Genomic DNA, 13,764 nt, shown 5'->3' on the forward strand with positions numbered 1-13,764 from the left:
CTGGCCAACGACTTCTCCGACCCCGCGCGCACCGCCACCGACGTCGTCGCGGCGGTGGCCCCGCCCGCCGGGCTGGACTGGGCGCACCCGCGCCGCACCGACTGGTCGGGGTCCTGGGAGCGCGCCGAGGCGGTCGCCCGCGAGGCCATCGACGCGGTGCTGGACGCGGACGAGACCCTGTCCGAGCCGCGCCTGGCCCGCGACCTCGTCGCCCACCTGTCCGCCGGTTCGCTGCTCTTCGCCGGCGCGAGCATGCCCATCCGCGACCTCGACGCCACGATGCGCGCCCGCTGCGGTGTGCGCCTGGTCGGCAACCGCGGGGTGAGCGGGATCGACGGGACGGTGTCCACGGCGATCGGTGCGGCCCTGGCCCACCAGAAGGAGGGCGAGGGCCCGGCCTACGCCCTGCTGGGCGACCTCGCCATGCTGCACGACCAGAACGGCCTCATCATCGGGCCGGACGAACCCCGACCCGACCTCGCGGTCATCGTGGTCAACAACGACGGCGGCGGCATCTTCTCGGGCCTGGAGCAGGCGGGTCACCCCGACTTCGAGCGGGTGTTCGGCACCCCGCACGGAGTCTCCATGGAGAAGGTGGCGGCCGTGGCCGACCTGCCCTACACCCGGGTGGAGTGGGCCACCGACCTGCCCAAGGCGCTCCTCGGAGAGGGGCTGCGCATGGTGGAGGTCCGCACGACCAGAGCGGGCAGCGCGGCCCTGCGACGCCGCGTCCAGGACGCCGTGGACCACGCACTCGGCGCCCTGTCCTAGCGGGAGCGTCACACGGAGGGGGAGGCACGGAGCACCGTGCCTCCCCCTCCGTGCGCCGGGTCAGCGGTCCAGGATGTTCGTCAGGTCGAACTCCAACTTCAGCGGAACGGAGGTCCTGAGGGACTTCCGGTGGATGGTCGGCCTGCCGTAGTCGCCCGACGGGCTGGCGGGGTCCTTCTCGTACTCGTAGACCACCGCGTCGTTCCCGTCCTGCTCGACGCGCCAGTAGAAGCGCACACCGGCCCGCGCGTAGAGCTCGGGCTTGCGTTCACGGTCCCGTACCTCCGACTCCTTGGAGACCACCTCGACCGCCAGCTCCACCGCCTCCGGCGGGAACCAGGTCTGTTCCAGCTTCTGGAACGCGTCCGTACGCACCAGCATCAGGTCCGGCTCCGGCCGCTGCCGTTCGGAGAGTCTGATGGTGAACTCCCTCGCGACCCGCAGTCCGGCGGACACACACCGGTCGAGTTCACGTTCCAACAGTTTGAGTACGAGCATGTGGAACAGCTTCTGGGGGCTCACCAGTACCAGGTTTCCGTCGATGAGTTCGGTGTGCGGCGGAAGATCCGGGATACGGTCGAGGTCGTCAGCGGTGAAGCCGTCCTGCGGCGGCATGGGGAGGACCACGGTGTCCTCGAACTCTGGCGCTTGTTGCTCGGCCACTGTCGGAGCGGACATGTGACTGCCTTCGGTCGTCGGATCGTTCTTGTCGCTCACCGTAGCCATCCCCGCTGTCCCTGGTGTCGCTTTTCGCGATTGTTCCTACCCAGAGCATGCACCAGAACCCGGGGTCGCCGGTCGACCACGGGTCCGAGGACACGCCCGAGTCCCCCCGGGGGGCGGTGTCGAGGTCGGCGCGCGTCGTGACGGGTTCCGCGGGGTTCGACGGTCATACTGTCGGGACCGTCACGAGGGAGGGCGCGATGCGCGACGTGGTCTATTCGATGGGTGTGTCGTTGGACGGCTACATCGTCGGGCCGGACGGCTCCTTCGACTGGTCGGTACCGGACGAGGAGGTCTTCGCCCTCGCCACCGACGAGGTGCGCCGGGTCGGCGTCTACCTGCTGGGACGACGCCTCTACGAGACGATGGCCTACTGGGAGACCGTCGACCAGAACCCGGCACACGACCACTCGACGGTCAAGTTCGCCGAGATCTGGCGGGCGCTCCCGAAGGTGGTGTTCTCCTCCACGCTGTCCGAGGTACGCGGCAACACCCGTCTGGCGTCCGGCGGTCCGGCGGAGGAGATCGCACGGCTGAGGGCCGGTCCGGGGGAGGGCGACATCGCCGTCGGCGGCGCGACCCTGGCAGCCCAGGTGGCCGATCTGGGCCTGATCGACGAGTTCCGGCTCCGGGTGTACCCGGTGCTGGTGGGCGGCGGCATCCCGTTCTTTCCCCGGGGCGAGCGCCGGACGGATCTCCGGCTCGTCGAGTCCCGCACCGTCGGTGGGGGGGATCGTCTACCTCCGCTACCGAGTGGCACGCTGACCGCGAGAGCGGAGGGACCGACGCCCCGCCGGAGCGGTCCGGCGGGGCGCCCGTACCTAGCCCCGCTCGAAGTGGCGGCGGCGTTCGAGGTCGGTGACCGTGGCGGAGAACGCCGCCAGCTCGCCGCGGCCCGCCGCCGCCTGGTTGCGCACCACTTCCGGGCCGAAGCAGGACCGGGCGATCTCGCTGTTCTCCCAGGCCCGGACGGCCTCCTCCAGGGAGGCGGGCAGCCGGGCGGCGTCGCTGGCCGAGGCGTCGCCCGCCGTAGGCTCGGGCAGGGGGAGCGCCTGGTCGATGCCGTACAGGCCCGCCGCGACGACCCCTGCCACCGTCAGGTAGGGGTTGGCGTCCCCGCCCGGCACCCGGAACTCGATCCGCGCGGACTCACCGGACCCGATCACGCGCACCGGGCAGGTGCGGTTGTCCAGCCCCCAGGTGACCGTGTTCGGCGCGTAGGCCTGCGGTGACAGGCGCTTGTACGAGTTGACGTTGGGCGCGTACAGCAGGGCGAAGTCGCGGGCGCAGGCCAGCTGTCCGGCCACGAAGTGCTCCATGTGCTTGGACATGCCGTGCCGCCCCGCGCCGTCGTCGGCGAAGACCGGTGCGCCGGTCTGGTCGCGCAGCGACAGGTGCACGTGGCACGAGTTGCCCTCGCCGCCGTCGAACTTGGCCATGAAGGTCAGCGCGACCCCGGCCTGCGCCGCCAGCGCCCGGGCCCCGGCTTTGTACACGACGTGGTTGTCGCAGGTGCGCAGGGCGTCGTCGTAGCGGAAGACGATCTCGTACTGGCCGGGATGACACTCGCCCCGGGCCGACTCCACCGTCATGCCGGTGCGCTCCATCGCGGTGCGGATGCGCCGCATGAGCGGGTCGATCTCGGTGACCTCGGGCAGCGCGTAGTCGGAGTTGAACCGGGTGGCGGTGGTCAGGCCCCGGTAGTCGGCCTCGAAGGCCTCCTGGTAGGAGTCCCGGAACACGAGGAACTCCAGTTCCGTCCCGGCCAGGGCGTGCCAGCCGCGTTCGGCGAGGCGGTCCAGCTGGGTGCGGAGCACCTGCCGGGGCGCCACCGGTACCGGGCGCCCCTCGGAGTCGCGGGCGTCTCCCAGCACCAGGGCCGTGCCCGGGTCCCAGGGCAGGTAGCGCAGCGTGGCGGGATCGGGCAGGACCGAGAGGTCGCCGAGGCCGCCGCCCCAGGGATCGACGGCGTAGCCCGGCCGCGACTCCATCTCGACGTCCGTGGCGAGCAGGTACTGGCAGGCGTCGAAGCCGTTGGCCAGGGTCCGGGAGAGGAAGTCGCGCGGGTTGATCCGGCTGCCCTGCACCCGCCCCTGGAGGTCGGGCAGGGCCACGATCACGTCGGTGACGGCCCCGGACTCCACGTCGGCGCGCAGCCGGTCGAGCGGCACCGGGAAGGGCGGAGGCGGCGGGCTGGGCGGCAGGGTCTCGGTCAGGGGCGGCAGTCCGTCGCCGACGAGCGGGTTCACCGGGTCTCCTCGGTGCTGGTGGCGGGGGCCCGGTACAGCGGGTTGGGGATGGGCGGCGCGTCCAGGTGGAACTCGGCGTCGCGTTCGGCCCGGTCGTGGTAGCCGCCGCCCAGCAGGCGCTCGCGGTTCAGGCACACCCGCTCGTACTCCGGGGCGAGCAGGTCGAACGTCGCGAAGCGTTCGGCCAGCTCGGGGAACTCCTCCTGGTAGCGCGTGACCTCCGCGCGGACGAGGTCCCAGAACCGTTCCTCTGACACGTCCAGCGACTCGTGGACCAGCGGCGCGAGGTAGCGGAAGTGGCCGACGAACAGGGACTTGGCGACGGAGGAGGTGAGCTCCCGGGCGTCGAAGCGCATGAGCACGCCCAGGGTCTCCCCGGGCAGGTCCGCGTACTCGGGCAGGTCGGTGTCCAGGAGCTTCATGTCGTCCACGAAGTCCTTGACGGCGAGCCGTGCCGGGCGGTCGCGCTCGTCGTGGACCACGATCGCGTTCTCCCCGTGCGGGTTGAAGGCGAGCCCGTACCGGTAGAGCAGGTGCAGGATCGGCGGCAGGAGGGCGGAGAAGAGGGCGCGCAGCCACTCCTCGGCCCCGAGGCCGGAGCGCTCCACGAGTTCGGCGACGAGCGCCCGCCCCTCGCCGTCCACGTGCAGCAGCGCGGCCAGCGTGCGGGCGCGCTCGCCCGGGTCGAGCTGCTCGGTGACCGGCTCGCGCCACAGGGCCCCCAGCAGCTGACGGTGCCGGTAGGGGGCGTCGGGGATGTCCTCCAGGACCGGGTGGCGCACGGCCACCGCCGCGACCTCGCCCGGCAGGACCACCCGGCAGCGCTCCGAGAGGAAGGGGTCCCGGTCGCGCAGGGCGTGCACCCACCCGGTGCTGGCGGGCGCCGCCCGGCACAGCTCGGTGGGGATGCCCCGGTAGACCATCGTGTTGAGGATGGCCAGTGACAGTTTGACGTTGAGCCGGTCGGGGCGGCCGAGGTTGGTGAAGGTGCGGATGGACTGCTGCGGCAGGTAGTCGTCGGCAGCCTCGCCCAGCGGCACGACGAGGCGGTGCGCGATCTCGGCGGCGAACAGCGGCACCACCACCTCGTCCCACTGCCAGGGATGGACCGGCAGCCACACGAACTCGGTGGCGGTGGCTCCGGAACCCCGGAGCGAGTCCTCCAGGCGGTCGGTGAACAGGGAGGTCAGCTCGGGGCCGAGTTCCCGGGCGCGCAGTGCCTCCTGGTCCAGGCCGGGCACTCCGTGGTGCTCGGCCAGGGAGCGGTGGACCGCGATCCAGGGCATACGCGCGGGTCTGCGGGCCTCGGGCGGGAACTGGGCGCGGTCCCGTGCGGAGAAGCCCACCCGGCCCTTGTTGGCGAAGATCCACGGGTGGCCGGTCTGGTGCCCCTCCAACTCGGCGTGGGGGAGCGCGGCCAGCGCGGCGCTCGTGGTGCGGGAGGAGGCCAGACGGGCGTCGCCGCTCAGCGTGGCGGTCAGCTCCCCGACCGTGAACGCCTCCACGGCGGGGTCGACGATCCCGGCCGCGCCGAGGTCGCGTAGGAGCACGAAGGGTGAGGCGGCGGTCCGGGTACCGTCGGCGGCCTCGCGCTCGGCGGTGCCGGGGCGGACCCGCCAGCCGTCCATGCTGGTGCGCCGTCCCTCGAACACGTAGGAGGCGCCGGAGTGGACCCGGGCCCGCCAGCGTCCGGGACCGTCGGGGTCGGGGCGCAGGGCGTACTCGAAGCAGAGTTCGGCGAGCATCTTGGCGGCCAGGTGAGCGCTGGCTCGGTCCCAGTGCTCGGCGGTGAGTTCCGGGGGGACCGGCAGCGGGCCCCGGGCGGTGGCCGCGTCCTGTGTCGCGGGCACGGAGGGGGTCCGGACACGGGGCGGGTTCTGGGTGGTCATCGGTGGGTTCTCCGGGCTGGTCGCGGTCAGGGCTGGGCGAGGGGGTTGTCGACCAGGCCGTGCATGACGTCGAACTCGGCGTCGCGTTCGGCGCGTTCGTGGAAACCGCCGCCCATGAGCTGTTCGCGGTTGAGGGCGACCCGGCCCACCTTGGGGGCGAGCAGGTCGAACATCGCGAAGCGGTCGGCCAGCTCGGGAAAGCGCTCCTGGTAGGCGAGGACCTGCTCGCGGGCGAGGCGCCACAGGGTCTCACCGGGCACACCCAGCTGGCGTTCGACGATGTCGGCGAGGAACCGCAGGTGCCCGGCGCAGATCGCGGACAGCACGGAGTGGGCCAGCTCCTCGGGCTTCCAGCGGTGCAGGACCGAGCGCACGTGGTCGGGGATCTCGGCGTATTCGGGCAGGTCGAAGGGGAGCAGCTCGACGTCGGAGCCGAAGTCCTTCAGGGCGACGCGGACGGGGGCCTCGTCGCCGTCGAAGACCAGCACGACGTTCTCGCCGTGCGGCGTGAAGGAGGCGCCGTAGCGGTGGAGGTAGTGCAGCACCGGTGGGAACAGCGCTCCCAGGAACCGCTCAAGCCACACCTGTGGTTCCAGCCCCGAGCGTTCGACGAGTTCGGTGACCAGCGCCCGCCCGTCCGAACCCTCCAGGAGCAGGCAGGCCATGGTGCGGGCCCGTTCCCCCGGGGCGAGGTGGCGGTGGATCGGCTCGCGCCAGATGGTGCCCAACAGCTCGTGGAAGCGGTAGGGGGCCTGCGGCATCCGGTCGAACACGGGGTGGGGGACGGTCGCGGAGGCACGCTCGGCGAGCATGATCACCCCGGTCTCGGCGAAGTAGGGGTCGCGTTCGGCGAGCGAGCCCAGCCAGGTGCTCGTGTGCGGGGCGCACCCGGTCTGGGTTCCCGAGAGTCCGCGCCACACCAGGGTGTTGCGGATCATCAGCGGCACCTTGACGTTGAGGCGGTCGGGCCGGTCCAGGTTCATCAGGGTGCGGATGGACTGGAAGGGGCGGTAGCGGTCACGGCTCAGCCCCAGCCGCACCACCCGGCCGAGGGCGATCTCGGAGGCGAAGAGCGGCGAGACGACCTCGTCCCACTGGAAGGGGTGGACCGGCATCCACAGGTAGGCGTCCGGGTCCTCGCCGCGCGCCCGCACCGCCTCGGCGAACTCCGCGCGCTGGTCCTCGTCGAGTTCGCGGGCGATCAGGCCGTGCCGTTCGGTGTCGGCCATGGACTGGAAACGTCCCAGATCGGGGTGGACCGCGATCCACACCAGGCGGAACGCGCCGCGGGCCTCGGGGGTGTAGCGGGCGGCGTCGGCGGCGGAGAAACCCAGGCGGCCCTTGTTGACGAAGATGCAGGGGTGACCGGTCTGGTGCCCCTCCAGGTCCTCGTAGGGGAGGTCGGCGAGCTCGGCGGCACCGAGGGCGGAGGCGATCAGCCGGGCGTCGGCGGCGTGGGTGGCCAGCAGGTCGCGGACCACCTCGGCCAGGGAGTCGCCGGGCAGTCCCACGGTGGTCTGCGCGTCGGTGACGAACAGGGCCGGCTCCCAGGCGGGCTCCTCACCGTCCCGTGTGTGACGGACCAGGGAGTCGGGGTCCACGTGCCAGGAGCCGAAGCCGCCCCTCCGAGCGGTGAACCCGTAGGAGACCCCGCCGTCCACGGCCAGCGTCCAGGCGGGGGAGCCGTCGGGGGCGCTCCGTCCCGCTGTCTCGGGGACCACCATCTCCTCGTAGGCCATCTCTCCGATCATGTGGGCGAGCAGGCGTCGTCCGGCCCTGCGCCAGGTCGCGGGATCAGTGGTGGCGGAGTCCGCGGGGTCGGGTGTGGCGGGTGCGGTCTCGGGCAAGGGGTTCCCTTCCGTCCGGCGGTCGGCCGGTGTGGTGGACGTGCCGGTCACCGGTGTTCCCCGGCCGGTACGCCGAAGGTCTGGTAGGCGGTGCGTTCGGGGAGCCGGTACACGGCGCGTCCGGTGAGGCTGTTGAGGATGGTGGCGGCCCTCCAGGCACCAAGGCCCAGGTCCGGGGTGCCGACACCGTGTGTGTGCAGCTCGGCGTTCTGCACGTGGATGGGGGTGGACAGCGCGGGATCGGTCTCCAGACGGTGGTCCGCCCCGATCACGTGCCGTCCGCGCGCGTCCGTGCGCAGGAACTTGGCCACGGGCGCGAGGAAGTCGGGTGCGCGCTGGGCGTAGCCGGAGGCGGCCACCACGGCGTCGGTGCGCACGGTGAACGCGCGTTCCTGCTCGCGGTGGCGGAAGCGCAGCTCGTAGCCGTCCCCCTCCGCGCGGGCCCCGATGAGTTCGCACTGGGCGGCCAGTGAGGCGCCGACCTCGCCGCCGCCGATGCCGCGCTCGTAGAGCACGTCGTGGATCTCGGCGATGGTGTCGGCGCTGATGCCCTTGTAGAGCTGCCACTGTTCGGGCACGAGGCGGTCGCGTACGGGCTCCGGCAGGGCGTGGAAGTAGGCCGTGTAGTCCGGGGTGAAGTGCTCCAGGCCCAGCTTGGAGTACTCCATGGGGGCGAAGGCGGGCGAGCGGGTCAGCCAGCGCACCCGGGTGTCGCGGTGCTCGGGGGAGCGCAGCAGGTCCAGGAAGACCTCCGCGCCCGACTGTCCGGAGCCGACGACGGTCACGTCGCCCGCCCCTGCCAGGGCGTCCGCGTGGTCGAGGTAGTCGGCGGCGTGCAGGACGCGTTCGCCCTCCAGCGCGCGCAGGGGCTCGGGCAGCACCGGAGCGGTGCCGATCCCGAGTACCAGGGCGTGGCCGCGCACGGCCTCCCGGGATCCGTCGGCCCGCGTGTACTCGACCGTGAACGCGTCGTCCTCCGCGCGTACGGCGGTGACCTCGGCGTCGAACCGGCAGGAGTCCAGGCTGCGGGCGACCCACCGGCAGTAGTCGTCGTACTCGCGGCGCGGCACGTGGAAGTGCTCGGCGAAGTAGAAGGGGAAGAGGCGGTCGTGCTCGCGCAGGTAGGACAGGAACGACCACCGGCTGGTCGGGTCCACCATGCTCACCAGGTCGGCGAGGAAGGGCACCTGGAGGCGGGCCCCCTCCAGCAGGAGCCCCGGGTGCCAGGAGAAGTCCGGACGCGCCTCCAGGAAGCGCGCGGAGAGCCCGGGCACCGCGTCGGCGAGGGCGGCCAGGGCGAGGTTGAACGGGCCGAGGCCGACCCCCACCAGGTCGTGGACGCGGTGGTCGTCGTCGTGCGGGAGGGTCAACGGTTCTCCTCGGGGACGGTCCGTTCGGCGGCGCCCGCCCCGACCACCTCGTCGAGCAGTGCGGCGGTGTCGTCGGCGGTCGTGTCGGGGTTGAGCAGGGTGAGCTTGAGCCACACCCGGCCGTCCACCGATGTACGGCCGACCACGGCGCGGCCCTGTTCGAGGAGGCGGCGGCGCAGGCGCGCGTTGACGGTGTCGGAGTGCTCTCCCGCGCGGTACCGGAAGACCACGGTGGTCAGGCTGGGCGTGGCCAGGAGTTCCAGGTCCGGGTGGGCGGCGGCCAGCGCGGCGGTCTCCAGTGCGAGGTCGTGGCAGGCCTCGACCAGGCGTCCGATCCCGTCGGTGCCAAGCGCCCGCAGGGTGACGGCGATCTTGAGGGCGTCGGCCCGGCGGGTGGTGCGCAGCGAGTAGCCGAGCAGGCTCGGGTAGCCCGCCTCCTCGTCGTCGGCGGGGTTGAGGTACTCCACCGAGCGGGACAGCGGCGCGAACAGGGCGCGCTCACGAGTGAGGAGCACCCCGGCGGCCACCGGCTGCCAGCCGAGCTTGTGCAGGTCCAGGCTGACCGAGTCGGCGTCCTCGATCCCGGTGAGGAGGCCGCGCAGGCGTCGGGAGAAGAGGGCTCCGCCGCCGTAGGCGGCGTCCACGTGCAGCCACACGCCGAACTCCCGGCACAGGCGGGCGACCGCGTCGAGCGGGTCGACACCGCCCAGGTCGGTGGTTCCGGCGGTGGCGACCACGGCCACGACCGTGTCGCCCTCGGCGCGCACGCGTTCGACGGCCGCGCGGAGCGCCTCGGGGCGCATGCGGTGCCGCTCGTCCACCGCGACGGTGACCACGGCGTCCTCGCCCAGACCGAGGAGGGCGGCGGAGCGCTGCACGGAGAAGTGCGCCGCTTCCCCGCACAGCACGCGGGGCCGGGCGGTGCCGGTGGTCCCGGCCACCCCGTGGCGCCCGGCTCCGGGCAGGGCGTGGTCGCGGGCGAGCAGCAGGGCGGTCAGGTTGGACTCGGTGCCGCCCGAGGTGACCACGCCTCCGGCACCGGATCCGTCGTAGCCGAGAAGTCCGGCCAGCTCGGTCACCACCTCGGTCTCCAGGGCGGTGGCGGCGGGGGCCTGGTCCCAGGAGTCCATGGACTGGTTGAGTACCGACGCGACGGTGTCGGCCGCCACAGCGACGGCCAGGGGCGGGCAGTGCAGGTGGGCCGCGCAGTGGGGGTGGGCGGGGTCGGCCGCGCCCAGGGCCAGGGCGTGGGTGAGCCGCTCCAGGACGGTCTCGGCGGAGGCGTCGGGTTCGGGGAGGAGGGGGCCCAGGGCGGCGTGGACCCTTTCGGCCACCTCGGCGGGGCCGTGTGCGGGCAGGGGACCGCCCCGGAGGGCGGTGGCGGTGGCCAGGGCCTCGGCCGCCTTCCCCACGAGGGCGGCGACCGTGGCGGGACCGCCGGGAGCGCCAGCGAGCCTGGAGGCGAGGAGGGGAGCGGGTGGGTCGGTCTCGCTGTCACCTGGGGTGCTCATGGTCAGAGTCGAGTCACTCTGTGTGATGGGCATGGGTGTCGGGCTCCTGTGGGTCCGGGTACGGAACACGCGGGGCTGGTGGAGGTGCGCCGACCGTTCCGGGATGCTGCCGGGCCGGACGGTGCGGGGGAGGGCCCCTGTGTGGGGCGTTCCGGAGGTGAGCGGGCCGGGGCCGGCGGACCGGCTGGTCAGGGGAGCGGGCTCAGGGGCGCAGGGGCCGGACCAGACCGTGGTGCCTGCGCCAGCCCGGGTGCGGAGCGAGGTCGCCCACGTGCCGCCAGCCGTTGTCGAGGAAGAGGTCGAGGGCGCGGGTGTTGTTCTCGGAGACCAGCGCGGCGGCGCGCTCCTCCCGGCGGTCTCCCAGTAGCAGGGTCAGGGTCCGGCGCGCCACGCCGAAGCCGCGGAACCGCTCGTGGACCAGGACCTCGCACAGGGCGAGGGTGCGGCCCGGGCGCTCCCGGACGGTCTCCTCTGCGTCGACGCCGGGCAGGGGCTCGAACCCGTCCCACCAGCCGGTGGTGGTGGGCAGCGTGTACCCGTAGGCGAACCCGGCCGGTTCGCCGTCGACCCGGCAGGAGGTGAGGCGGAAGCCGGGCCGCGCCGCGCTGAACGCCAGGCGTTCGCCGAAGGTGGGGTCCCGGTGATCGGGCAGGTGCAGGGAGTCGGCGTGGACTGTCTCGTAGGCCTTGATCCAGGGGGTGGGGTCGGCCATGACGTCGTGGCCCCGGAGGTTCTCCAGGTGCCACTGGGCGTCCGGCGCTGGTCCGGCCGTGGGAGCGGGTGTCACGGGCATCGGGGGCGCTCTTTCGTCGGTGTCCTCGGGGTGCCGCGGGGGAGTGGGTGTGTCGCCGGAGCGACCGTGGTGTTTCGGTCACGTCATGTGAGCCGGGTTCAATTAGGGCAGGCTAACCTAAGCAAGTCAATGCTCCAGTTGAGTGCTCAAGCTCACGTTTGCGCGCGGGGGGCGCGGGTGTCGACGGTCCGCCTCGGAGCCCCCGGATGCGCCAGGAACGCGGGCATGGCGAACTCGTGGCCGTAGGCGCCCGCGTTGGGGAAGACCAGCACGTCACCCGCGCGCAGCGAGCCCACTCGCACGTCCCTGGCCAGCACGTCCTCGGGTGTGCACAGCTCACCAGAGACCGTTACCGAGGCCCCGTCCACTCCGGGTCGGGGCAGGTCCCGGGGCCAGTCCCCGCCCTCCACGACCGCGAAGTTGTGCCGGATCTCCCAGGAGGTGGGCAGCTGGAACTGGTTGATGCCGCCGCGTACCACCGCGAAGTGCTCGCCGTAGGCCGACTTCACGTCGGTCACCCGCGCCGCGTACCAGCCGGTCGGCGCCGCGATCCACCGGCCGGGTTCGAACACCACCTCCACTCCCGGGTCGGGCAGCGCGGCCAGGGCGGCGCCCAGGGCGGTGAGGTCGAACTCGCCGTCACCCTCCTCGAAGGGCACCCCGAGCCCGCCGCCCACGTCCACCACGCGCAGGTCCACGCCGTGCCGCTTGGCTGTCTCCGCCGCCCACTCCAGGCACCAGAGCACGTAGGCGGCGTGCGCCACGGCGTCGGTGTTGCCGCTCACCGCGTGGACGTGGAACCCCACCAGGTCCAGCTCGGGCAGGGACATCGCGGCCGCCACCGCCTCCGGCACCCGGGGCTCGGGCAGCCCGAAGGGGCTCGGCGCGCCGCCCATCACCAGGGACCCGCTCACCGGCACCCGCTCGGGGTTGACGCGCAGCGTCACCGGGAGCACGACGTCCGCCGCACGGGCAGCGGCGGCGGCCCGGTGCAGCTCCAGTTCGCTCTCGACGTTGACCACCACGTCGGCGCCCCGCTCTGCGCGCAGGCGGGCCAGACCCAGCAACATCTCCGGGGTCTTTCCAGGACCGCTCACCGCGATCCGCTCACCGGGCGCGGAACCCGCGCCCGGTCCTTCGCCGGGACCCTCCGGTTGGTCGCGTTCCCGCAGCGCCGTCAGGGCCGTGCGGGCCTCGCTCAACGACGCCGCCTCGAACCCGTCCACGGTCCGGGCCAGGTGCGACAGCACCGGGGGGAACCCGTTGGACTTGACGGCGAAGTACACGCGGGCCCAGTCCGGCAGGGCCGCGCGCAGGGTGCGCACGCGGTCGGCGGCCAGGGCCGGGTCGTAGACGTACCCGGAACCGGGGGAGTCGGCCAGTTCGAGGGCGGCCCGGCGGACCGCCTCGGGGAGGACGTCGGCGGACAGGGCGGGGGTGTGTTCGAAGGAGCGGGGCGGTTCCATGGGATGCCCTTTCGTCGTGTCATGGTCCGCGCACCGAGCGTGCGCGGTTCAGGGCAGGGAAAGGGGGCCCGGAGTCCGGGCCCCGAGGGGGTGGTCAGTGCCGGGGGTCGACGCCGAAGACCTCGGCGACGTCGTCGAGGACCGCGTGCGCGGAGATCAGACCCACTCCGGACATCCAGTAGGCGTCGTCCACGTCGGTCTTCTCGCCCTCCAGCTGGTCCCACAGGGGGTTGGTGACGTAGTCGTCCTTGGACTCGTCCACCTCGCCCGCGCCGTCGTCGTAGGTGGCCACCAGGATCCGGTCGGCCTCCAGGTCGAGCAGGCGCTCGGGGCTGTGGTAGGTCGCGATCTCCTCGGAGTCGGTCTCGGTGTGCTCGCTCGCGGGCAGGCCCAGGTCGTCCAGGATCACGCCCACGTAGGAGTTGCGGGTGTACAGCCGCACGCCCTCGGCGTCCCCGGCGAAGCGGACCACCGAGACCGTGGGCGCCTCGCCGTCGTGGGCCTCGGTGATCTCCTCGCCGATGGCGGCCGCGCGCTCCTCGAACTCGGTGACCAGGCGCTCGGCCTCCTCGGCCTGCCCCATGGCCTCGCCGGTCAGGCGGAGGTTGTCCTTCCAGGAGGCCCCGGTGTCCCTGGACATGACCGTCGGAGCGACCTCGGCGAGCTGGTCGTAGGCGTCGCCGTGGCGGACCTCGGCGGACAGGATCAGGTCGGGCTGGGTCTGGGCGACCAGCTCGGGGCTGATCTCCCACAGCAGGCCGACCGACTCGGCGTCGTCGGCGCCGCCGGTGTTCCAGTCGCTCTCGAACAGGTACTCGGGCAGCCCGTCCTGGTTCTCGGCGATCTGGGTGTGGCCCACCACGTTCCCGCCCAGGGCGAGGACGGCGTCCACGTACGTGAAGTCCAGGGGCAGCACCCGCTCCGGGGCGGCGGCGATCTCGGTGGAGCCCATGGCGTGGTCGACGGTGAGGGGGAATCCCTCGGCGGTCGCGCCGTCGCCGCCACCGCTGACGGCGTCCTCGCCGGGGCCCGCCGCGCCGCACGCCGTGAGCAGGGCCAGCGAGGAGGCCGCCGCCAGGGCGGCCAGGCCCGCGCGGCGGGGGAGGAGGGGGTGGGTCATGATGGGGGCTCCCGGAGTGGTGTGG

Annotated in this window: 9 protein-coding genes and 2 pseudogenes; 2 read left to right on the forward strand and 9 right to left on the reverse strand. The window is 73.0% G+C overall.

Annotated features, from left to right (window positions below; all coding sequences use genetic code 11):
• A pseudogene (locus D452_RS0114765) lies at positions 1-771 on the forward strand (2-succinyl-5-enolpyruvyl-6-hydroxy-3-cyclohexene-1-carboxylic-acid synthase); the annotation flags it as partial.
• Positions 772-831: 60 nt separating this feature from the next.
• On the opposite strand, the gene D452_RS0114770 reads toward D452_RS0114765, so the two are convergent.
• Positions 832-1,449, reverse strand: a complete 618-nt coding sequence (locus tag D452_RS0114770; RefSeq protein ID WP_026129323.1) for a Uma2 family endonuclease — start codon at positions 1,447-1,449, stop codon at positions 832-834.
• A 266-nt stretch (positions 1,450-1,715) separates the two neighbouring features.
• Between D452_RS0114770 and D452_RS29685 the strand changes: the two are divergent.
• Positions 1,716-2,162 (forward strand): annotated as a pseudogene (locus D452_RS29685) (dihydrofolate reductase family protein); the annotation flags it as partial.
• 153 nt (positions 2,163-2,315) lie between these two features.
• On the opposite strand, the gene D452_RS0114780 reads toward D452_RS29685, so the two are convergent.
• The 8 genes from D452_RS0114780 to D452_RS0114815 all read right to left on the reverse strand — a co-directional run bounded on the left by D452_RS0114780 (position 2,316) and on the right by D452_RS0114815 (position 13,739).
• Positions 2,316-3,743, reverse strand: a complete 1,428-nt coding sequence (locus D452_RS0114780) for a glutamine synthetase family protein (RefSeq protein WP_017544930.1) — start codon at positions 3,741-3,743, stop codon at positions 2,316-2,318.
• Positions 3,740-5,632 (reverse strand): IucA/IucC family protein, encoded by a 1,893-nt coding sequence (locus tag D452_RS0114785; protein WP_017544931.1) that lies wholly within the window; start codon positions 5,630-5,632, stop codon positions 3,740-3,742. Before D452_RS0114785 ends, D452_RS0114780 begins: the two co-directional genes overlap by 4 nt.
• Before the next feature lie 26 nt (positions 5,633-5,658).
• Positions 5,659-7,479 carry an IucA/IucC family protein gene (locus D452_RS28330; protein ID WP_040693861.1) on the reverse strand — a complete coding sequence of 607 codons (1,821 nt, stop codon included), beginning with the start codon at positions 7,477-7,479 and terminating at the stop codon, positions 5,659-5,661.
• A gap of 47 nt (positions 7,480-7,526) precedes the next feature.
• On the reverse strand, positions 7,527-8,849 hold the full coding sequence (locus D452_RS0114795) for a lysine N(6)-hydroxylase/L-ornithine N(5)-oxygenase family protein (protein WP_017544933.1): 1,323 nt from the start codon (positions 8,847-8,849) through the stop codon (positions 7,527-7,529).
• On the reverse strand, positions 8,846-10,393 hold the full coding sequence (locus tag D452_RS0114800) for a pyridoxal phosphate-dependent decarboxylase family protein (RefSeq protein WP_017544934.1): 1,548 nt from the start codon (positions 10,391-10,393) through the stop codon (positions 8,846-8,848). The genes D452_RS0114795 and D452_RS0114800 overlap by 4 nt, the downstream gene beginning before the upstream one ends.
• A 169-nt stretch (positions 10,394-10,562) precedes the next feature.
• Positions 10,563-11,153 (reverse strand): GNAT family N-acetyltransferase, encoded by a 591-nt coding sequence (locus tag D452_RS0114805; protein WP_017544935.1) that lies wholly within the window; start codon positions 11,151-11,153, stop codon positions 10,563-10,565.
• Between the two features lie 152 nt (positions 11,154-11,305).
• On the reverse strand, positions 11,306-12,619 hold the full coding sequence (locus D452_RS0114810; RefSeq protein WP_017544936.1) for an alanine racemase: 1,314 nt from the start codon (positions 12,617-12,619) through the stop codon (positions 11,306-11,308).
• 94 nt (positions 12,620-12,713) lie between these two features.
• Positions 12,714-13,739, reverse strand: a complete 1,026-nt coding sequence (locus tag D452_RS0114815; RefSeq protein WP_017544937.1) for an ABC transporter substrate-binding protein — start codon at positions 13,737-13,739, stop codon at positions 12,714-12,716.
• Between the last annotated feature and the right edge of the window lie 25 nt (positions 13,740-13,764).

Origin of the sequence: Nocardiopsis prasina DSM 43845 (genome assembly GCF_000341265.1) — a bacterium.
Classification (GTDB): domain Bacteria; phylum Actinomycetota; class Actinomycetes; order Streptosporangiales; family Streptosporangiaceae; genus Nocardiopsis; species Nocardiopsis prasina.